Origin of the sequence: Rhizobium sp. BK316 (assembly GCF_014193695.1) — a bacterium.
Classification (GTDB): domain Bacteria; phylum Pseudomonadota; class Alphaproteobacteria; order Rhizobiales; family Rhizobiaceae; genus Rhizobium.
Genome location: NZ_JACHZR010000001.1, coordinates 414,487 through 434,958 on the forward strand (window position 1 = coordinate 414,487; position 20,472 = coordinate 434,958).

Sequence of the window (20,472 nt, forward strand, 5' to 3'; positions counted from 1 at the left end):
TCTTCTTCTCCTATTCACCCGCGAGTTTGAATGTTTCGCCGTAGCGGCGCGTCGGCGTGTCGAAGCCACAGGACGTACCGTCCGTGACCTTCACCTGATCCTCCCAGGGGAGGCGGTATTTGCCGGCGATGAGGTCGTGCATATAGGTGTAGGGCGCATCATCAGCGCCGCCGGCCACGGCGACATAGCCGCGGTGGCCGAACTGGTAGATGTTGTTTTCGACACCCCAGCCGAGGCGGGCTTCGCGCACGAGATCGGGGCGGACTTCGGCGGTGATAATCTCATTGACGCGGCCCGATGTTCCGTGAGCGATGATCGAGCCGTCGAAATTGCAGATCATGCCTTCGCCCATCGAGTCGAAGGTGCCGTCCGAGCCGCACATGCAGACGCTCGCCGTGACCATGAGGTTGCAGAAGGCGTTCGACTGGTTGGTGAATTTCCAGCTCTCACGGATTGGCGCCGTATAACCTGCGGTGCGGATCATGATCTCCGCACCCTTATAGGCGCATTCGCGCGCCATCTCCGGGAACATGCCGTCATGGCAGATGATGAGCGCCAGCTTTGCGCCCTTCGGCCCGTCGATGACGGGAATGCCGAAATTGCCTGGTTCCCAGGGCTCTACCGGCACCCAAGGGTGCATCTTGCGGTAATAGAGCTTCAGCTCGCCCTTGTCGTCGATGATGACACCCGAGTTGTAGGGCATACCATCGGGGTTCAACTCCATGATCGAGAAGCAGCCCCAGATCGCGTTCTCCCTGCACGCCTTCTTGAATGCTGCGACCTCCGGTCCGTCGAGCGTGCACATGATCTCGGGATTGATGTCCATCGACAGGCCATGCAGGGCATATTCCGGGAAAACGACGAGGTCCATGCCCGGCTGATTGCGCCGCGCCTTGCCGACGAGATCGACGATCGCCTGCGTCTGGCGGGCGAGGTCTTCCCTCGTGACGGTGACGGGAAGCTGCAGCTGCACGAGACCGATGCCGACGCCATGTTCCGATTTATTCAATCCGCCGAGGCCATTCATGGTTTGGCTCCTTTCATGCTCATTTCGTTCGGGCTCATTTCGTCAGGGAGAGCGCGCCGGGCGCACCGGCGAGCGAGCGTGTCGGCGACGAGGTCGCGATCATGATGACCAGGGTCAGCACGTAAGGGGCGGCGTAGAAGAGGTAATAACCCTGGGTCACGCCGACCGATTGCAGCGCCGGGCCGAGTGCGCCGGCGCCCCCGAAGAGAAGAGCGGCAAGAAAGCAGCCGATCGGGTTCCAGCGGGCGAAGATGACGAGTGCTACAGCCATCAGGCCCTGGCCGGAGGAAATGCCCTCGTTCCAGGAGCCGGGATAATAGAGCGAGAGATAGGCGCCGCCGATCGCCGCCAGCGAGCCGCCGACGGCGGTGGCAAGCAGCCGCACGCGATCCGGATCGATGCCCATGGCGCGCGCGGCATCGGTACTGTCGCCGACGACCCGCAGGATCAGGCCGACACGGGTGTTGCGAAAGGCCCACCAGAGGATGAAGGCGAGAGCAGCACCGAGGATGAAGAGCACGTTGATATTCAGCGCTGCCTGGATCTGCGGCATGCTAGACCAGAAACCCAGCGGGATTGCCGGCAGATGCGGAGCGGCAGGCTGGATGAAGGACTTGCCGAGGAAGAAGGCAAGGCCGAGGCCGAACTGCATCATGGCGATGCCGATCGCGATATCGTTGACCTTCGGCCATTTGCAGATCCAGCCATGGACAAGGCCGAAGACCGCGCCTGTCGCCATGGCCGCCAGCACGCCGAGCCAGGGCGAATTGGCCATGACGGCAACGGCGTAGGCCGTCATGGCACCGAAGACGAGTGTGCCCTCGAGCCCGAGATTGATGCGGCCGGAACGTTCGGTGATCGTCTCGCCGAGGCTAACGAAGATGAAGGGTGTGGAAACGCGAATGGCGCCCGCGAGGATGGCGAGGGGGACGCCCCAGATGCCGATGCCTGTCTCTTCCATCAGAGGCTCCTTTTCCAGAGGTCGGGATTGAAGATCCTGAAGCGGCCGTAGAAGGTCTCGCAGAAGAGGATGACGATGAAGAGCGTTCCCTGCAGCACCAGCACGGTGGCATCGGGCAGGCCCATGCGGCGCTGGATGAGGCCGCCCGAGGCATCGATCCCGCCAAGCAGGATTGCGACCGGGATGATCGCCAGCGGATTGTGGCGGGCGAGGAAAGCGACGAGGATGCCGGTATAGCCGTATCCTGCGGCCAGCGAGGCATTGGCGCTGCCCTGGACGGCGGCAACCTCGATCATGCCCGCAAGCCCTGCAAAACTGCCGGCAATCGCCGTGAATCCGACAATGAGCCTGCCGACCGGCAGGCCCTGAATCTGGGCGGCGCGCACATTGCCACCGGCGATGCGGGCAGCAAAACCGTAGCTTGTCACTTCGATCAGGATCCAGGAGGCGATGCAGGCGACGGTGCCGATGAGGAGGCCCCAATGCACGTCCATGCCGGGGATATTGCCGAGCATGTATTCTGGTTGCAGCGGCCTGGTCGAAGGCTTGTTGAGGCTTGCCGGATCACGCAGCGGCCCTTCGACGAACTGGTTCATCAGGGCGATGGCGATATAGGAAAGCAGCAGCGACGAGATCGTCTCGTTGACACCGCGGTAGTGGCGTAGGAAACCGGCAAGGCCGATCCAGATGCCACCGATGACCATAGCGGCAAGCCCCATGAGAATGAGGGTCGGGAAGACAGGGGCGAAGCCGGCAAGCGGCATGGCCATCGCCGCGGCGGCAACGCCGCCCAGCACGACCGCTCCTTCCCCGCCGATGATGACGAGGCCGAGGCGGGCGGGCAGGGCGACGCAGAGTGCCGTCAGGAGAAGGGGTGCGGCACGACTTAAGCAGTTCTGCATCGAAAACCAGCTGCCGAAGCCGCCGGTGTACATGAGCTGGAAAAGTACTGCTGGCGATTTGCCGATCGCCAGGATGAAAAGAGAGAAGAGCGCAAGACCGATCAGGATGGCCGCAAGGCCGATGACGATGGGTTCCGCCCGCCGCGCGATCCATTCGAGGATGGGACGGAGCGAAGCCGGTTTTTCTGAAATAACTGATATTGCGGGATCATTGGCCTGAACAGTCATGGCGCTTCTCCCTTCGCGGTTACGCCGTGGACCCGACGACGCCCTCAACCAGATAATTCATGCTTTCGAGCTCGATCGCGTCTTCGGCGTAGTTCTTGTCGGCGGTTACGACCGTGTTGCCCTTGTTGTCCTTCAGCGGACCCTTGAAGACCGAGAAGCCGCCCTTCATCATCTCCGCCTGCGTGGCTTCGAAAGCCTTGCGGCCTTCGGCGGAAACACCGGGGCCGAGCGCGCTCATCTTCACGAAGCCGTCCTTCAGCCCGCCGCGCACGAAATTGCCGAGCTTCTCGCCGGCCTGCGCCTTCTTGACGAAATCGCTGTAGACGTTGCCCCAGGCCCATTCGGCGCCGGTGAGATATTTTTCGGGGGCAAGCGGGCTCTGGTTGGCGTGATAGCCGCAGACGAAAGCACCGCGGCCGGCGGCCGTCTCGACGACGACTTTGGGGCTGTCGACGTGGCAGGTGATGACATCGGCGCCCTGATCGATCAGCGCGTTGGTGGCTTCGGCCTCCTTGACGGCAAGCGACCATTCACCGGTGAAGATGACTTGGCAGGTGATACCAGGATCGACCGTGCGGGCGCCGAGCAGGAAAGCGTTGATGTTCTGCAGAACCTGCGGGATCGGCTTGGCGGCGACAAAGCCGATCTTCTTGCTCTTCGTTGCATGGCCGGCGGCTATGCCGTTCAGATACTGGCCCTGGAAGATATAACCGAAATAGGAGCCGGTATTGGGCGGGTTCTTGCCCTCCTGCCAGAGGCCGCCGCAATGGCGAAACTGGATATCGGGGTACTTCGCGGCTATCGCCAGCATATGCGGGTCGAAATAGCCGAAGGAGGTGGGAAAGAGCAGGGTCGCGCCATCGAGGTTGATCATCGATTCCATCGTTTTCTGGACGTCGACAGTCTCGGGGACATTCTCTTCTTCGACGACGGTGACACCCGGCAGTGCCTTCACGGCAGCCGCACCTTCGGCATGCGACTGGTTGTAGCCGTAGTCGTCCTTGGGGCCGACATAGATGAAACCGACGGTGAGCGCGGTCTGCCCAAGCGCGCGCGATGAGAGGAGGCCCGGAGTAGCGCCGACAAAAGCGGTGGCAGCAGAAGCCTGGAGGAAATGGCGGCGGTTCATGGAAAGGAGTTTGGTCATCGGAATGCTCCCCTTGCGGCGGTTTCGCCGGCTCAATTGGTTACAGAAAAGTGTATGCAATGACCGTGCCAAGTTTTATCTGATTGATTTTCCTGTAAATATTTAAGGATGCTTGAAGATATGTAAAAAGTGTATGCATTTTTAAGCTCAATAAGATCAAAATCTGTGCATCGTCTATAAATTAATCCGATTTTGACATCACGACATACATGCCTCTGTAGAGCCAGTTGCTGAATGGTAGATTCTCTTATTTAAAACAATATATTATTGCTAATATTTGACTTTGATTCGTAGGCGATGCATGTGTATGCAGCAGGTAATAGGCAGGATCGTACCTTGAGGCAGGTCAGGCGCAGAGAGATCATCCGGGCAGGAACGACCGTCGAGCAGATGGTGCGGGCAATTGCCGACATGATCGTGACCGGGCAGATGCTGCCGGGTGACAAGCTTGACGAAATCTCGCTTGCTGCCCGTTTCGAGGTGTCGCGTACACCGGTACGCGAGGCACTTCGTGAGCTTGGAGCGATGGGGCTTGTCGACCGGGAACCCAACCGCAGCGCTGTCGTCACCACCGTGACCGAGTCCTATCTGCACTCGATGTTCGAGGCTATGGCGGAACTTGAAGGGGTCTGCGCGCGGCTTGCCGCCGAACGGATGACGGTTGACGAGCGGCGCATGCTGGAAATGGAACACCGTGCTTCCGCTCGCCTTGTGCATCAGGGTGCGAAAGAGGACTACGCCGTCCACAATACCGAGTTCCACACGCGGCTCTATCGCGGTGCGCATAACGAGCATATCTATGAACTGGTAACCCAGAGCCGGGCCAGGCTTGCGCCGTTCCGTCGTGCGCAGTTCCGGCTGCCGGGTCGGCTCGCGAAATCCTATGACGAGCACGACATGATCGTGACCGCGATCATGCGAGCAGATGGCGCAGCCGCTGCAAAGGCGGCCTATTCGCATGTGGAAATCGTCAGCGATGCCAGCGTCGTCTTTGCGTCCGCGAGAGAAAAATAGCTGCCACGGCCGGCATGGCTGTGCAAAGTGGCAATCCTCAGCCGCAACGTCCGGAACTGCAGATCATCAGACGCAGATGATCAAATCCCCGGTTATGAGGATACTGCGGAATTGACAGCATCCGGACTACGCCATAAGCCGAATTGTGACCAGCAATTGAAGAGGCAGTATAGTGTCGATCTGGATTGGACGAGTTCTGTCAGCGGCGGTCGTCGTTCTGCTTCTCGCTGATGCGGCCACTAATCTTTTTGCACCCGATTTCATAAGGGCGGAAATGGAAGCGACCGGTTTCCCCGTCAATCTGGCCTCGGCGCTCGGTATTATCATCGCGATCTGCGCGATCCTCTATGCCGTTCCGAAAACAGCCTTCCTTGGTGCAATACTGATAACCGGTTTTCTCGGCGGCGCGATCTGCACGCACTTCCGCCTGGGCGAGTTTTTTACGCCTCCACAGATCGTCAGCCTTCTTCTCGGCATTGCCGCTTGGGGTGGCCTGTATCTGCGCGATCCGAGACTGCGCCAGTTGATGCCGCTGAATATGGTTTGAGCGCGTAGGGATCTCGTCCCGGAGTATGAAAGCGGCGGGCAATCGCCCTGTCCTTGTTCAAGAACAGGCGCGCGCGTTCGCAATCTGTGACCACGACGATAGCTATGCTTACCGGCTGCATTTTTTCCCGCAGGAAATCGGCGGCTGGGTTCTTCAGACTCTCAGCCGCCGACAGAGCCTCCGTCCGTCGGACAATCCAGTCCCATCAAGTAAAAAGCTCGCCCTCGTGTGAGGGCGAGCCAAAACCATCTACAGGAGTGGAGCTCTGTATCGATGGGTGAGGCCGATCCGGCAGGGAACCGGACCGACCTCTTTCTTCTGAATTGGAGGTCACCAAACCAGAAGCTCGTGATGAAAAACCCCGAGATGCGATCCCGGGGTCTTCAATATTCAGATTAGAACGCACGCTGCAGACGGAAGTAACCCGTCGTGGTGTCGTCGCCATCTTCCGGATCCAGCCACTGGACGGAAGCCTTGGCGTAGAAGTTTTCGACGATCTGGTAGTCAACCGTCAAACCGGCCTTCCAGGCATCGCCGAGACCGTCGAAGTTCTCCGGAACATCCGTGCCGCCGCCGAAGTAGTTGCCGTAGTACTGAACGCCGGGGGTGATCTTCAGCTTGTCCGTTGCCTTGATGGCGTATTCGCCAGCAACTGCCCATTCAGCCGACGAGTAGTAGGAGTTCGGGCCGCTGGAGTAGACAACAGCGAGGCCGAGCGTGCCCGGGCCGAGTTCAGCCGTACCCATAGCGCGGATTGCGCCGTCTTCGTTGTCGAAGTCCCAGCCGCCGGTGACCTGGTAGCTGAAGGCGCCGGCCGTACCGCCGATGCCGAAGGCAACGCCGACGTTGTTCGGACCATCGTCCGGAGTGAAGACGGTGGTGCCATCGGCGGCGGTAGCAAAGGTGCCCTGGTAGACGCCGTCTTCCAGTTCGTCGACGCTGAGGCCAGCGTAGAAGGTACCGGTTTCGTACTGATAACGGATCGAGTTATGCAGCGTTACGACGGAACCGATGTCGTCCGTTTCGCCGGAGAGACCATCGTCCCACCAGGAGTAGAAGAGACCAGCGCGGAAGCCCGCGACGTCGAGGTAAGCGGAGTCGAGGATCGTGTCCTGGTCCGTTGCGTTGTCGGCGTTGGCCTGGAAAACGATCACGCCGGTGAGCGGGCCGTATTCGGTGTCGCTCTTGGCCGTGAACTGAACCTGACCGCGGGTTACAGCATCCCAGCTGGAGTCGTTGGTGGCGGGGGTGCCGCCGGCGTTCGGGCCGACGTTAACCTGGAAACGGATGTAGCCTTCGATCTTCAGGCAGGTTTCCGTGCCCGGGATGTAGAAGTAGCCGGTGCCGTAAGCGTCGCAGACGCGAACGTATTCAACCGGTTCCGGCTCGGCAGCAACGATTGCGTCTGCTGCGAATGCCGGTGCAGCGATGAGGGCCGCTGCGGAACCAAGCAACATCATACGAATGTTCATGGAAAGCCAATCTCCTAAGTTCGAGTGCGTTCCACGAAAGAACGTCCCCTCCAATTAAAGCCCGATCAATTCGGTAAGGCCTAAAATAACCGAAAGACGGGAGGGCTCAACATTGAATGCTCTCATTTTACAGAGAATTCTAACTAAACCGCCATGTGTGTGACAGAAGTACAACACTCCTTGGGCGGGTATTAACGAGAGGTAAAGTAGAGTGGCGAAATATCGCTATTTTAGTACGACTTACCCGGATTGGCCGAGCGCGAATGGGTTACAGGTGGTTGTCGCCTGAATGCTGAATCTATCGAATATCCTGCTGCTGCGAGCCTGTATTTGCCCATCTGCACGGGCTGCCGTGAGAAAATGCGGCTGGAAAATAGGCATTAGCTGGCAGGCGGCGCCGCCATTCGACCCTGCCGCAATTCGATTCTGAGCGATGATTCGCGGCCGCCGAGGCAAGCCTCGCCAAAACATACCCGACTCCAAAGGAGGCGCTTCTGTTTCGCGTCTAGGAAACTCAAACCTGCGCTCGCCGCGCTTCCGGATCGGGGATCGGAACGGCAGCCATCAGGGCCTTCGTGTAATCCTCTGCCGGATTTTCGAAGATTTGGCGGCGGGTGCCGGTTTCGACGATCCTGCCGCTGCGCATGACGGCAACCTTATGGGACATGCGTTCGACGACTGCCATGTCATGCGAGACGAAGAGGTAGGAGAGCCCCATGCTTTCCTGCAGTTCCAGCATGAGGTCGAGCACGCGGGCGCGGACGGACACGTCGAGTGCGGCAACGCTTTCGTCGGCGACGATCAGCTTCGGCTCGAGCGCAAGGGCGCGGGCAATGCAGATGCGCTGGCGCTGGCCACCGGAGAATTCATGCGGATAGCGCGTGGCGGCATCCGCCGTCAGGCCGACGCGGCGCAGGAGTTCCGCGACCCTGTCGCGCCGCTCGGATTTACTGGCGATGCCATGAATGACCAATGGTTCGGCGATTGCGGTCCCGACCGCCATGCGCGGGTCGAGCGAGGCATAGGGGTCCTGAAAGATCATCTGCGCAGTGCGGCGTATCGGCTGCATTGCGCGATGGCTGAGGCCTGCAATATTGCGGCCGTCGATGATCACATCGCCCGTGAAGGGGATGAGGCCGAGTACAGCCTTGCCGGTCGTCGATTTTCCCGATCCGCTTTCGCCGACGAGGCCAAGCGTTTCGCCCGGCAGGATATCGAAGGAGACGTCGCTAACGGCCGCAGCCGGCGCCTTGCCCTTGAAGAGAAGGCTTGCCGCACTGCCATAGGTGACGTTGAGGCCACGCACATTCAGGACCGGGGTGTGGTCAGGATGCAGGGTTTCGACGTTGCGTGACGTGATGCGCGGCGGACTATCCGTGCCGGCAAAAGCACCAAGGCGCGGCACGGCCGAGAGCAGTTGCTGCGTATAGGTCTGGCGCGGTGCGCGGAAAATAGCGATTGCCAGGCCTTGCTCGACGATGCCGCCATTCTGCATGATGATGACGCGGTCGGCCATCTCGGCGACGACGCCCATGTCATGGGTGATCAGGATAATCGAGGTGCCGAATTCCGACTTTAGCTCGCGCATGAGTTTGAGGATCTGCGCCTGCACCGTCACGTCGAGCGCCGTCGTCGGCTCATCGGCGATCAGCACCTTGGGACGGCAGGACAGCGCCATAGCGATCATCACGCGCTGACGCATGCCGCCCGAGAGCTCATGTGGATATTGCTTCAGCCGCCGGGCCGGATCAGTGATCTGAACGGCATCGAGCATCCGCAGCGCGGTCGCCTCGGCATTCTCGCTGCCCTGATGTTCGCGGATCGCTTCCGTCAACTGCGCGCCGATCGACATGACAGGGTTGAGCGACGTCATCGGTTCCTGGAAGACCATGGCGATATCGCCGCCGCGCACGCTGCGCATGGCCCGGTCGGAAAGTTTCAGCAGATCGCGCTCGCCGAGCACGATGTTGCCGGAGGAAACCTGGAGCGAGGTCTTCGGCAGCAATCCCATGATCGACAGCGACGTCACCGACTTGCCCGAGCCGGATTCTCCGGCCAGGCAGAGTGTTTCGCCGCCGGCGAGATCGAAGCTGATATCTTTGAGAACCGGTTTGCGTCCATCAGGCGTTCGCGCATCGACGTTGAGATTGCGAACGCTGAGGATAGGCGCGGCGGGCATGGCTTCGATCACGCGAATACGATCCTCGGGAAGTAGAAGGAAACGACCCAGTTCGGCATGTCGACGATTTCGCTGATGCGCAGATCGCCGCAGACCGAGCAGAGCAGATAGGCGTCCACTGCGCTCATCCCGTGCTCCGCCGTCAGAAGATCGATCATACGCATCACGCTTTCACGCGCGCTTGTCATCAAATCCGGGCCGATGCCGGTGGTGACTTCGTAGCCGGCGCCGTCGAGATGGCGGGTGACAGGTTCTGTCGTCGTAAAGCGAGGCGTCTGCAGGCGTGCATCCTTGACGAGCTCGATCGTTGCCTCGACATTCATCTGGCTTTCGATCGCCGTACCGCAGACCTCGCCGTCACCCTGAGCGGCGTGTGTGTCGCCGATGGAAAAAAGCGCGCCCTCAACCTCGATCGGTAGATAAAGAGTGACGCCGGCGGTCAGGTCACGGATATCCATGTTGCCGCCGACGCGGCGCGGCGGCACGACGGAATGCGTGCCGGGCTCGGCAGGGGCAACGCCGATGGTGCCGGCAAAGGGCTTCAGCGGCACACGGCCGCCGGGGCCGTAGAGGGCTGGTGTCATGCTGTTGGCGTCATAGGACCAGACATGCAGCGCCGGATCCTTGAACTGGTCGGCGAGCAGGCCGAAACCCGGAATATTGGCCGTCCAGCCGGTGCCCGAGGGAATGAATTTGCGCAGCGTCACTTTCAGCGCATCACCGGGCTGCGCCCCCTCCACATAGATCGGGCCGGAAACCGGATTGATCTTGTCGAAATCCAGATTGTTCAGCGTATCCAGCGTTGCATCGCCGCCGAGCTGGCCACCGGAGGAATCCAGGCATTCGAAATGAATGGTCTCGCCGGGTTTGGCGACGACGGCGGGTGCGAAATCCTTGTTCCAGCCGAAATTATGCTGGGCGCGGTGAATGGTGTGGGTGCAGGCAATGCACATAAGGTGTCTCCCTCGATTTTATGATGCCTTCCCGGCGGCCGGGAAGGCATTGTTTCCTTAAGGTTTATTGCTTCACATAGATCGCGTCGTAATTGATGACGCGCGTCGGATCGATATAGATATTGTCAGCACCGCCCATTCGCAGCGACTTGGCAACGACGCGACGTTCATTGATGACGGGAACCCACGGCGCATCGGCCATGATATCGGTGAAGACCTTGCCCCAGGCAGCGGTGCGTTCTGCGGACTTTGCCGGATCGGACATGGAGTCGGCCGCTACAGCACGCTTGTCGAGATCGGCGTTGCAGTACCAGGACCAGTTCCAACCGCCCTGAACCGCGCCGGCGCAACCAAGGATCGGGCCGTAGAAGTTCGACGGATCCGGGAAGTCGGCAATCCAGGCCATGCCGCCCGACCAGATCATCGGCGCCTCGCCTTCTGTGCCGCCGGCCGAGATGACATTGGCCTGTGCGAGAGCACGAATTTCGGCCTTGACGCCGATGGCGGCGAGATCCTGCTGGATCGCCTGGGCGATACGCGGCTGCGGATCAGTGTTGGTCGAGTAGAGCACCGTTTCGAAGCCATCCGGGAAGCCTGCTTCCGCGAGCAATGCCTTGGCCTTGGCAACATCATAGGCATAGCCGGTGAAGGACTTGTCGTAGCCCGGCATCAGCGGCGGCAGCGGCTGGTTGGCAGGTGTGGCGCGGCCGTTCAGGATGCGGGTGATGCGTTCCTTATTGATGGCCATATTGACGGCCTGGCGCACCTTCACATTGTCGAAAGGCTTCACCTTGGTGTTCAGAGTGATGTAGCCGGTGTGAAGCTGTTCGCCGTCGACGATCATCTGCGGGCCGTCGGCAGAGTTCTTGATTTCCAGGAATTTCGCTGGCGGGATGCCGTCGCCAGCGATATCGACTTCACCCTTCTGCAGGCGCAGCAGCGCGACCAGCGGCTCCTGGCCCACTTCGACCTTGAAGCTGTCGATATGCGGCATGTCCTTGACGAAGTAATCCTTGTTGCGCTCGAAAACGAGCTGCTGGCCGATCGTCCAGTCTTTCAAGATAAAAGTGCCGGAGCCAACAGGCTTTTTGCCGAAATCGCCGCCGGCGGCATCGACGGCTTCCTTCGGCACGACCGATGCGAAGTTGATGGCGAGAACATGTAGAAAGGTTGCGTCCGGACGCGACAGGTGGAAGATCACCGTGCCGTCATCGGGCGTTTCGATGCCCGAGAGTGTCTCGGCCTTGCCGCCTGTCTCATCATCGAAGCCCTTGATAGCGCCGAAGAAGCCTGCACCCGGTCCCTGGGTCTTCGGATTGACGGCCCGTTCGATCGAATATTTCACGTCCGAAGCGACAACTTCGCGACCGTTCGAAAACTTCACGCCCTTGCGCAGCTTGAACGTATAGGTGAGGCCGTCAGGCGAAACGGTAAAGCTCTCGGCAAGCGAGGGAACGAGGTTCGGCGTACCCGGCTCGTAGTCCATCAGGCGGGAATAGAGGCTCTTGATCATCGACCAGTTGACCCAGTCATAGCCGATGGCCGGGTCGAGCGTGGTGATGTCGTCTTTATAGGTAACGACAATATCGCCGCCCTGCTTGGGCGTTTCCTGTGCCGTGGCGGCGAGCGGCGCGAGCGCCACCATCGTTGCCATGGTTGTGTGTCGAAGCCAGCGTTTGAACATTAGGGTTCCCCTTCTTTGGTTGCTGTCAACGTGTGCGGATGCGTGGATCGATGAGCGGCGCCACGAGATCGGCAAGCAGATTGCCGATGACGATGGCGAGCGCCGACGTCAGCGTGACGCCCATGATGATCGGTATGTCGACCTGCTGGATTGCCTGCCAGGCGAGCTGGCCGATGCCCGGCCAGCCGTAGACGGCCTCGACGACGACCACGCCACCCATGAACTGGCCGATATCGATGCCGATCATGGCGATGATCGGCAGGATGGCGTTCGGCAGGGCGTGGCGGAAGATGATGCGGCGCGAGGACAAGCCCTTGGCGCGGGCAGTGCGGACATAGTCCTGATTGAGCACGTCGATCATCGCCGATCGCACCATGCGCGCATACCAGCCGGCGCCGAGGACGCCGAGGGTGGAAGCCGGCAGCACGACATGGGCGAACGTGCCGTAACCACTCATGGGCAGCCATCCGAGCGTTACGGCAAAGACATAAAGAAGCAGCAGGGCGACGACGAATTGCGGTGCCGAAACTCCGACGAAGGAAGCCATCATGACAAGCCGGTCGACGAAACCGCCGCGGCGCACGGCAGCAATCGTGCCGAGTGTCAGGCCGAGTACCACTTCCACCAGGACGCCGGTGAGCATCAGCATCAGTGTTGCTGGCAGGCGGGCGACGATCAGCGTCCAGACCTCAGTCTTCTGTGCGTAGGAACGGCCAAGATTGCCATGCACGAGATTGGCGAGATAGGTGCCGAACTGCACGAGAAGCGGCTCGTCGAGGCCGAGCTCATGACGGATGTTTGCGACCGTCTGCGCCGTGGCGCTGCGACCGGCGATCATGCGCGCCGGATCGGCCGGCAGTGCGTAGAGCAACACGAAGGTGATGGCGGCAACGCCGAGAAGAATGAGGGCAGCCTGCACCAGCCGACGGAGGATGAGGAAGAACATCAGCCTCTCCCGCGCTGAGTCGGATCGATAATATCGCGCAGTGCATCTCCGACGAGATTGAAGGAGAGCGCCGTCAGCAGGATGATCGCGCCGGGGAAGAAGACCAGCCAGGGGGCCGCCTGGAAGTAACTCTGGCTCTCAAAGATGATATTGCCCCAGGACGGCTGCGGCGGCTGCACGCCGATGCCGAGGAAGGAAAGGGTTGCTTCAAGCAGGACGGTCGTTGCGATGCCAAGCGTGCCCCAGACGATTGCCGTTGGAACGAGATGCGGCAGGATATGCAGGAAGAGCACACGCATATGGCCGGCACCGAGCGAGCGCTCGGCCATGATGAAGTCGCGCTCCACCAGCCCGCGCGTCTCCGTATAGACGATACGGGCGACCTGCACCCAATTGACGAGCGCAATCACCATGGCGACGATCCAGAGGCTCGGCCGCAGCAGCGCGGCGAGCACGATCGCCAGCAGCAAAGCAGGGAACGCCATCATCAGATCGGTGAAGCGCATCAGGATATTGCTGACGAGACCGCGCATGTAACCTGCGAGGATGCCGATGAAGAGGCCGATCGCCACCGCGATGCCATTGGCGACAAGGCCGATGACCAATGAGGTCCGCGCACCGAAGAGCATGCGCGAAAAGAGATCGCGGCCGAGCGTATCCGTACCGAGCAGATAGGGGCCGCCCGGCGGCAGTGGCGCGCCTTCCAGCGACAGGCCGTCGAACATCTGCTCATCGGGGTTGAATGGAGCGACCCAGGGTGCGGCCATCGCAAGGGCGATGACGACGAGCACAATGATGAGGCCGAAGAGGGCGGTGGGCTGCCGCAGCATGGCTTTGATCACACGCATCATCCGGCCTCCGGCAGGGGTTCTATGCCGCCGAGGATGAAGGCGGAGATCTGTTCCATCGGCAGGCGGCGACGCATGGCGCAGTTGCGCAGGATCGAATAGGCGCGTTCCTCATCAACCCCATGCGCCTGCATCAGTTTTTCGACGGCGGCATGGACGAGCGGACGCAGGCGCACGCGCTCTTCGAGATATTGCAGGCGTTCAGCCACGCTCTTGCGCTCCTGATGAACGGAGACGGCCATGACGAGGGCTGGATAGACAGCAGAGGCAGCAATCGGCTTGGCGACGATCGCGCCGGCGCCCTGGGCCAGCGCCCAGGCAATGCGACCCGGCGCTTCCGAACCGAGCAGCGCAACGACGGGGCATGTCGGGGCGCTGCCGCTCCATGGCATGAGATCGTCAAAGCCCTGGTCGGCATCGACGATGACGATGTCGGGCACGCTTGCTGCAGAAAGCGGCGCCCATTGCAAGGTGGCTGAGAGGCCGAGAAGCCGGAGTTGGCGTATCAGTTTTTCCGTATTGCCGTCCTCACGATGCAGGACGACGGCATGCCAACCGGTGAAATTGGGTGTCTCCTTCATGATACTACCCGCAATTTCGGCAAAGCCGGCTTATTGCGGCCGGTCAAATAGGGATCTGCGGCAAGCGGCGGGCGGGATGCGATCACATCGAAACCGTTCTGGGTATTGATACGGCCGAGATGGAAGGGCAGGGCGGCATGGTTCGTTTCCTGGTCGATGTTGAGCGCGCCGAAGGGTGTCGCCCAGCTCTTGCCATGGAGTTCCCGACGCACGGCGGAGGGCTCGTCCCCACCCGCAGCCACAATCGCATCGACGCAAAGGCGCATAGCCGTGTAGGCGCTGGCAAAGACGCTCGAGACGCGGCGAGGCGCGCCATAATGAGCGACGATACGCTGCTTGAAATCGATATTCTCGGAGGTCGCGACGCTGTCAAAGTAGGAGGCTGCACAAAGCTGGCCGATCGCAGCGCCCGGCGCGATATCGTCAAGCTCACATTCCATCAGGTCGCAGCTGACGACAGGGCAGTTTTCGGGCCGGAAGGCGGCGTCTCGATCGGCAAGCCGACGGATTGCCTCATGGAAGGCGTAACTCGATGGGCCGATCAGATTGTTGAGGATGAAACTCGGGCGGCGCTGCTCGATATCGGCGACGATGCGCTCGACCGCGGTCTCTTCGAGCGGCAGGTAGCGTTCGCCGAGCACTTCTCCGCCCGCATTGGCGATCAGTTCGCGGGCGAGCCTATTCATCTCCCAGCCCCAGACATAGTTGGCGCCGACGAGATAGGGACGGTTGCCATAACGCGGAATCAGATGCTCGAAGAGCGGCAGCAGATGCTGGTTGGGGCAGCCACCGACATAGATGACGTTCTCGTTCGCCTCGAAACCTTCGTAGGGGCACATGTACCACAGCAAACCGTCATGCTTCTCGATGACCGGGATGACCTCCTTGCGCGCGGCGGAGGTGATCGTGCCGACGATGTGGCGGCAGCCGTCGCGTAATAGATGCCGGGCGCCGTCGAGATAGGCAGCAAGATCGGCCTGCGGATCGAAGAAAACCGGTTCGACCGAACAACCGCTCGCTGCGGCAAATTCGGCGATTGCGAATTCCGCGCCGTCGCGTGCGTCACGCCCCATCGAGCCGTAGGGACCCGTGGTCGAGTAAAGAATGCCGATTTTCAAAGCATCATTCATTTGTAAGCCAAAAACCAAAAACCCCATGAGGGCATCCCGTCAGCGACGGGGCCGTCATGGGGCGAAACTGCCCAGCGACTATCGAAGTCATGTAAAAATGCGGGGTTCTCTGCCTAATCCGCAGGCTTGAATAAAATACAGGCACTCCTGTTTTGTCAAGCGCGCCTCAAGCGAATTCTGGGCAGTCGGGCAAGATCAACGACTGCACGCAACTAGCCCTGGAAATCAGCCAATATATTAGCCTAATCCAGGCATGGCGTGGCGCGACACGCGCATACGCTCGATGATGTGATGGCCGGAGCCGCCGACATGTTTGGCGATGGCCTGAGCGGCACCTTCGACATCCTGTGCCTTGATGCAGGCGATCAGCTCGCAATGGTGAAACTCTCTCCGGCGGCGAGATCGATCTTGCATCGTGTTTCGCCGAAGCGAAGGATCGTGCTTACATCTCGCGATGCTGTGAGCTTGATCTTCACCGGCCGGCCATTCTCCCAATCGAGGTCGAGAAGCACACCGCCGCGTGCCCGCAAACCGCGCAATGAGCCGCGCGGCCATGCCTTGGGCAAAGCCGGGAGCAGGTGAATTTCGCCTGGGCGCGACTGCACCAGCATTTCCAGGATGCCGGCGGTCCCACCGAAATTGCCATCGATCTGGAAGGGCGGGTGGGCGTCGAAGAGATTGGTGTAGGTTCGCTCGGGGCTGATGAGCAGCTTGATCACATCGAGCGCATGATCGCCGTCGCGTAGCCGCGCCCAGAGATTGATGCGCCAGCCGATACCCCAGCCCGTCGCATCGTCACCGCGGATTTCCAGCGAACGGCGGGCGGCCGCGGCAAGCTCCGGGGTCTTGTCCATGTCGATCTGCCAGCTCGGATAGAGGCCGTAGAGATGCGAGACGTGGCGGTGATGCATCTCCGGCGCCTGCAGGTCCCAGTCTTCCAGCCATTCCTGCAACTGGCCTGCAGATCCGATCCTGTCGGGCGGCAGGCGCAGCAGGATGCGGTCGATCTCCGAGACGAGCGCATCCTCGCCGCCGATGGAGGTGGCGACGGGCCGAAGCAGATTGAGAAAATCCCGGATGATCTGGCTATCCATGGCCGGCCCCGCACAGAGCGAGGCGCCGTGCGGGTGGACATTCTCAGGTGAAAGCGAGGGGTTCGTCACCAGATAGTTCGTGCCCGGAAGCGGCACAAGTACATCGAAGACAAACTCTGCAGCCCCCTTGGCAAACGGAAAGAGCCGCCGGCGCAGGCCATCGGCATCATCAAGATAGTCCGCAAGATCGAGCAGTTGCGCCATGAGCCAGGCGCCGCCGGTCGGCCACAGGCCCCATTTGGCACCGTCGATCGGTCCGGTCGCGCGCCAGAGATCAGTGTTGTGGTGCATAACCCAGCCACGGGCGCGATAATGCACCTGCGCCGTCTCGCGGCCAGTTTCGGCAAGCTCTTCCGCCATTGCGACAAGCGGTTCGATGCATTCCGGCAGATTGGCCGGAGCCGGCAGCCAGTAGTTCATCTGCAGATTGATGTTGGCCGTATATTTGCTGCCCCAGGGCGGATCGGTTTCATCGTTCCAGATGCCCTGCAGGTTGGCAGGCTGTGTGTCGGGGCGCGAAGAGGCGATCATCAGATAGCGGCCGAACTGCACATAGAGGGCGGCAAGTGCGGGATCATGTCCCCCGGCATAACCCGCAATGCGGCGATCGGTGGTCTCGACGGCGGCCGGCGTCGTGCCGAGATCGATGGCAAAGGAACCGAAAAGCTTTTGATGTTCGGCCATATGGTCCCGGCGCATAATCTCGTAGCTGCGGGCAGAGGCCTTTGAAAGACGCGCCGAGATGGTGCCGTCCGGATCGCCGGAGACATCGTCATAACGCCGGAAGCTCGTCGCTGCATCGAGCAGGATCACAAGCTCGTCGGCATCGTCTACGGAGATGCCATTGGAGAAACTCAGCATTCCTCCCTTGTTGATCACTCGGATGCCAAAGGCGAAGCGCAGGGCGCCGGCAATGCCCCACTCGGCCTTGCCGGTGCCGGAAAAGGTCAGTTGCGAGGCTTGTCCTGCGACCAGTTGACCTTGTTGCGGGCTGTCGAGCGATATCCGGCATTTTATGGAGCGGGGTCGATCGGCCGAAAGGCGCAACACAAGCACGCCGTCGACGGCGGAAATGAAGGCTTCGCGAAAAAAGGTCGTGCCATCGGCGACATAAGAGGTCGCTGTGATTGCGGTGTCGAGATCGAGCATGCGGCGATAGCTCATCGCGGTATGCGAATGCAGGAAGTCGATATGGAGATCGCCGATCGGCTGGTAGGACATCTGCTTGATCGGCCGGGCCATAAGATGCTCCTCGGCCATTGCTTCTGCTTGCGCATAGTGCCCGGCGAATATCAGCTCACGTACTTTTCCGAGATGGCTGTAGGCATCGGGATTGACCGGCCGGTAAGGGCCACCCGCCCAGAATGTGGATTCATTGATCTGCAGCCTTTCTGAAACCGGAGCGCCAAACACCATCGCGCCGAGCCGGCCATTGCCGAGCGGCAGCGCGTCTGTCCAGAGCCGGGCTGGCGCATCGTACCAGAGAAGATTGTCCACCATGGTCATTCTGCGGGAATGCTGTTGGCAGGCCTGATATCGCGCACGCGCATGCCGTCGACGCTGAAGAGCAGTGCCTTCCTGGCCGGAAAGGCAGCGCTTACCGTTTCACCGGGGCGCAGAGCCCTTTCCGAGCGGTCTTCGACGATTGCCGATTGGCCTGAGGTGAGCGTGCCGTAGATGAAACGGGTTCCGCCGAGGTTTTCCACCACGTCGACCTTGACGTCGATCGCGCCGCCACCCTCGTCCTGTCCGGTGAAATGTTCCGGGCGGATGCCCACTTTGACCGGCATTTCCTTACCCGCGCCGACAATGCCGACTCGAAAAGCCGTGCCGCAATCGAGTTTGATCACTCCATCCGTACCGAGCTTGCCATCGAGGAAATTCATGCGCGGCGAGCCGATGAACCCGGCGACGAAGAAATTGTCCGGATCGTTATAGAGTGCATCTGGCGTGCCGGCCTGTTCGATCTTGCCGGCGCGCATGACGACGATCTTGTCGGCGAGTGTCATCGCTTCGGTCTGGTCGTGGGTAACATAGATCATCGTCGCGCCGATGCGCCGATGCAGCTTGGCGATCTCGACGCGCATGGAGACGCGGAGTTCGGCGTCGAGGTTCGACAGCGGTTCGTCAAACAGGAAAACGGCGGGGTTGCGGACGATCGCCCGGCCGATCGCAACGCGCTGGCGCTGGCCGCCGGAGAGTTGAGCGGGCTTGCGCTTGAGCAGCGATTCGATCTGCAAGGTCGCGGCAGCGGCGGCAACGCTCTTGTCGATATCGGCCTTGCCCATGCCGGCCATGCGCAGCGAAAAGCCGATATTCTGTTCGACTGTCATATGCGGATAGAGCGCATAGTTCTGGAAGACCATGGCGACGCCGCGTTCGATCGGATCGGCTTCGTTCATGCGTCGTCCGCCGATCGTGAGGTTGCCGGCGGTGATCTTTTCCAGACCGGCGATCATGCGTAGAAGCGTCGATTTTCCGCAGCCGGAGGGACCGACGAAGACCGTGAATGAACCATCGTCCACGCTCAGGTTAAGCCCCTCGATCGCCTGAAAGCTGCCGTAGGACTTGTCGATATCATGCAATTCTACGCTGGCCAAAGCTTCCTCCCTTTAACCGCCTGGCAGGCAGAACGCGTCAGGTGATCCGTCGCGTCGAGCCCCGCAAAATGATGTCGCATTCGAGTACGACGCTGCGCGTCGCCCCTCCCGACGGTTCCGTCAGGCGTTCCACAAGAATGTCTGTGATGGTTTCCGCAATGCTTGCCACCGGTTGGGCGACGGCAGTGATGCCGGCTTCATACAGCCGGAAGATCGCCACATCGTCGAAGCTCGCAAGCGAAATATCCTCGGGCACATGCCGGCCGTTCTCCTTCAGCCAACTCAGTCCTCCGACTGCCATGCCGTAGTTGGCCGAAAAGATCGCGGTGGGCGGATTTTCGAGCGACATCAACCGTTTGGTCGCCTCATAACCGCCATCCATACGCCAGTTGCCGCGGGCAGCCAGTGTCGGATCGATCGTTATGCCCCGGTCACGCAGCGCCTGTTCATAACCTGCCAGCCGCTCGATGCCGGAGGAATTGCGCGGATCGCCCGTCAGGATTCCGATGCGGGTGTGACCGAGATCGATGAGGTGGCTGACGATGCGGTAGCTCGCGCGATGGTTCTCCACCATCACCCGGTCTGCTGCCAGCCCACGGACGTCGTTGTTGTAGAAGATGATCGGAATGTCATGGTGGATCAGGTCGTCAACGCGGTCGTAGACTTCCGCTGTACCGTCCATCACCAGCGCATCGACGCGCTGCGCGGCGAAGAAATCCAGGGCTTCCGCAACCACACGCGGATCGCCACCATGGCAGTAGGTCAGAAGTGCTCGGCCGGTCTGGCGCACTGAATGGGCGAGATGCTCCAGCATGCGAGCATGGAATTCGTCGAAGGTCGGCACCAGGAAGCCGATCATATGGGTAAGGTCGGTGCGGATCGAGGCGGCAGCGGCGTTGCGCCGGTAACCGAGGTCCTGGATGGCCCTCTCGATTTGCTCCCGGTTGGAGCGGCGGATCGTCTGGCCGTTGAGATAGCGGGACACGGTACCAACAGCGACATTTGCCACCTTGGCAACGTCGATGATCGTGGCTCCGCGCCTCCTTCCGGCCGTCTGGTCCGTTTGTCGCATTTCGAGCAGGCTCCTGCACTTATTCCCGGGAAATGGCGCCCGATCAGGCGCCTTTCCGTCGTATAGCCCAGCACTCCGCCGCCCACC

The 20,472-nt window shown here is 60.7% G+C and carries 18 protein-coding genes; 2 read left to right on the top strand and 16 right to left on the bottom strand.

What is annotated here, in order from left to right; all coding sequences use genetic code 11:
• Positions 1–10: 10 nt before the first annotated feature.
• The 4 genes from FHT87_RS01815 to FHT87_RS01830 are packed head-to-tail and all read right to left on the bottom strand — an operon-like array spanning position 11 to position 4,265.
• The gene (locus FHT87_RS01815; RefSeq protein ID WP_183799023.1) at positions 11–1,027 is read right to left on the bottom strand and encodes a formamidase; all 1,017 of its coding nucleotides are present in this window, start codon (positions 1,025–1,027) and stop codon (positions 11–13) included.
• Between the two features lie 34 nt (positions 1,028–1,061).
• Positions 1,062–1,988, bottom strand: coding sequence for an ABC transporter permease (locus FHT87_RS01820; protein ID WP_183733268.1), 927 nt, complete (start codon positions 1,986–1,988; stop codon positions 1,062–1,064).
• Complete coding sequence (locus FHT87_RS01825; protein ID WP_183733265.1) at positions 1,988–3,118, bottom strand: ABC transporter permease; 1,131 nt, start codon at positions 3,116–3,118, stop codon at positions 1,988–1,990. Before FHT87_RS01825 ends, FHT87_RS01820 begins: the two co-directional genes overlap by 1 nt.
• Before the next feature lie 19 nt (positions 3,119–3,137).
• On the bottom strand, positions 3,138–4,265 hold the full coding sequence (locus tag FHT87_RS01830; protein ID WP_183733262.1) for a BMP family ABC transporter substrate-binding protein: 1,128 nt from the start codon (positions 4,263–4,265) through the stop codon (positions 3,138–3,140).
• Positions 4,266–4,655: 390 nt separating this feature from the next.
• Here FHT87_RS01830 and FHT87_RS01835 point away from each other — a divergent pair, with 390 nt between their 5' ends.
• Positions 4,656–5,279 (top strand): GntR family transcriptional regulator, encoded by a 624-nt coding sequence (locus FHT87_RS01835; RefSeq protein WP_246698168.1) that lies wholly within the window; start codon positions 4,656–4,658, stop codon positions 5,277–5,279.
• 172 nt (positions 5,280–5,451) lie between these two features.
• Positions 5,452–5,826 (top strand): DoxX family protein, encoded by a 375-nt coding sequence (locus tag FHT87_RS01840; protein ID WP_183733246.1) that lies wholly within the window; start codon positions 5,452–5,454, stop codon positions 5,824–5,826.
• 395 nt (positions 5,827–6,221) lie between these two features.
• Here the strand turns inward: FHT87_RS01840 and FHT87_RS01845 are convergent, their stop codons facing one another.
• From FHT87_RS01845 to FHT87_RS01900, 12 genes are all read right to left on the bottom strand, one after another.
• On the bottom strand, positions 6,222–7,298 hold the full coding sequence (locus FHT87_RS01845) for a porin (RefSeq protein WP_183733243.1): 1,077 nt from the start codon (positions 7,296–7,298) through the stop codon (positions 6,222–6,224).
• Positions 7,299–7,812: 514 nt separating this feature from the next.
• Positions 7,813–9,489, bottom strand: coding sequence for an ABC transporter ATP-binding protein (locus tag FHT87_RS01850; RefSeq protein WP_183733240.1), 1,677 nt, complete (start codon positions 9,487–9,489; stop codon positions 7,813–7,815).
• Positions 9,486–10,430 (bottom strand): acetamidase/formamidase family protein, encoded by a 945-nt coding sequence (locus FHT87_RS01855; protein WP_183733237.1) that lies wholly within the window; start codon positions 10,428–10,430, stop codon positions 9,486–9,488. Before FHT87_RS01855 ends, FHT87_RS01850 begins: the two co-directional genes overlap by 4 nt.
• Positions 10,431–10,494: 64 nt before the next feature.
• Entirely contained in the window at positions 10,495–12,114 is a 1,620-nt protein-coding gene (locus FHT87_RS01860; protein ID WP_183733234.1) for an ABC transporter substrate-binding protein, read from the bottom strand.
• Between the two features lie 25 nt (positions 12,115–12,139).
• The gene (locus tag FHT87_RS01865) at positions 12,140–13,060 is read right to left on the bottom strand and encodes an ABC transporter permease (protein WP_183799026.1); all 921 of its coding nucleotides are present in this window, start codon (positions 13,058–13,060) and stop codon (positions 12,140–12,142) included.
• Positions 13,060–13,908 carry an ABC transporter permease gene (locus FHT87_RS01870; protein WP_183800971.1) on the bottom strand — a complete coding sequence of 283 codons (849 nt, stop codon included), beginning with the start codon at positions 13,906–13,908 and terminating at the stop codon, positions 13,060–13,062. Before FHT87_RS01870 ends, FHT87_RS01865 begins: the two co-directional genes overlap by 1 nt.
• Positions 13,908–14,489: an ANTAR domain-containing protein gene (locus FHT87_RS01875; RefSeq protein WP_183799029.1), complete on the bottom strand. Its 582-nt coding sequence runs from the start codon at positions 14,487–14,489 to the stop codon at positions 13,908–13,910. The genes FHT87_RS01870 and FHT87_RS01875 overlap by 1 nt, the downstream gene beginning before the upstream one ends.
• On the bottom strand, positions 14,486–15,619 hold the full coding sequence (locus FHT87_RS01880) for a transporter substrate-binding protein (RefSeq protein ID WP_183799031.1): 1,134 nt from the start codon (positions 15,617–15,619) through the stop codon (positions 14,486–14,488). Before FHT87_RS01880 ends, FHT87_RS01875 begins: the two co-directional genes overlap by 4 nt.
• A 237-nt stretch (positions 15,620–15,856) precedes the next feature.
• On the bottom strand, positions 15,857–16,033 hold the full coding sequence (locus FHT87_RS01885; protein ID WP_246699547.1) for a hypothetical protein: 177 nt from the start codon (positions 16,031–16,033) through the stop codon (positions 15,857–15,859).
• Positions 15,985–18,213, bottom strand: coding sequence for a glycoside hydrolase family 95 protein (locus tag FHT87_RS01890; RefSeq protein WP_183799034.1), 2,229 nt, complete (start codon positions 18,211–18,213; stop codon positions 15,985–15,987). Before FHT87_RS01890 ends, FHT87_RS01885 begins: the two co-directional genes overlap by 49 nt.
• Before the next feature lie 2 nt (positions 18,214–18,215).
• Complete coding sequence (gene ugpC, locus FHT87_RS01895) at positions 18,216–19,313, bottom strand: sn-glycerol-3-phosphate ABC transporter ATP-binding protein UgpC (protein WP_183799037.1); 1,098 nt, start codon at positions 19,311–19,313, stop codon at positions 18,216–18,218.
• Positions 19,314–19,350: 37 nt separating this feature from the next.
• The gene (locus FHT87_RS01900) at positions 19,351–20,385 is read right to left on the bottom strand and encodes a LacI family DNA-binding transcriptional regulator (RefSeq protein WP_183733210.1); all 1,035 of its coding nucleotides are present in this window, start codon (positions 20,383–20,385) and stop codon (positions 19,351–19,353) included.
• Positions 20,386–20,472: the final 87 nt, after the last annotated feature.

Coding starts and splice junctions, on each gene's coding strand:
- FHT87_RS01815 (WP_183799023.1), bottom strand. CDS start 1,027: ATGAATGGCCTCGGCGGATTGAATAAATCGGAACATGGCGTCGGCATC.
- FHT87_RS01820 (WP_183733268.1), bottom strand. CDS start 1,988: ATGGAAGAGACAGGCATCGGCATCTGGGGCGTCCCCCTCGCCATCCTC.
- FHT87_RS01825 (WP_183733265.1), bottom strand. CDS start 3,118: ATGACTGTTCAGGCCAATGATCCCGCAATATCAGTTATTTCAGAAAAA.
- FHT87_RS01830 (WP_183733262.1), bottom strand. CDS start 4,265: ATGACCAAACTCCTTTCCATGAACCGCCGCCATTTCCTCCAGGCTTCT.
- FHT87_RS01835 (WP_246698168.1), top strand. CDS start 4,656: ATGGTGCGGGCAATTGCCGACATGATCGTGACCGGGCAGATGCTGCCG.
- FHT87_RS01845 (WP_183733243.1), bottom strand. CDS start 7,298: ATGAACATTCGTATGATGTTGCTTGGTTCCGCAGCGGCCCTCATCGCT.
- FHT87_RS01855 (WP_183733237.1), bottom strand. CDS start 10,430: ATGTGCATTGCCTGCACCCACACCATTCACCGCGCCCAGCATAATTTC.
- FHT87_RS01860 (WP_183733234.1), bottom strand. CDS start 12,114: ATGTTCAAACGCTGGCTTCGACACACAACCATGGCAACGATGGTGGCG.
- FHT87_RS01865 (WP_183799026.1), bottom strand. CDS start 13,060: ATGTTCTTCCTCATCCTCCGTCGGCTGGTGCAGGCTGCCCTCATTCTT.
- FHT87_RS01870 (WP_183800971.1), bottom strand. CDS start 13,908: ATGCGTGTGATCAAAGCCATGCTGCGGCAGCCCACCGCCCTCTTCGGC.
- FHT87_RS01875 (WP_183799029.1), bottom strand. CDS start 14,489: ATGAAGGAGACACCCAATTTCACCGGTTGGCATGCCGTCGTCCTGCAT.
- FHT87_RS01880 (WP_183799031.1), bottom strand. CDS start 15,619: ATGAATGATGCTTTGAAAATCGGCATTCTTTACTCGACCACGGGTCCC.
- FHT87_RS01885 (WP_246699547.1), bottom strand. CDS start 16,033: ATGCAAGATCGATCTCGCCGCCGGAGAGAGTTTCACCATTGCGAGCTG.
- FHT87_RS01890 (WP_183799034.1), bottom strand. CDS start 18,213: ATGGTGGACAATCTTCTCTGGTACGATGCGCCAGCCCGGCTCTGGACA.
- FHT87_RS01900 (WP_183733210.1), bottom strand. CDS start 20,385: ATGCGACAAACGGACCAGACGGCCGGAAGGAGGCGCGGAGCCACGATC.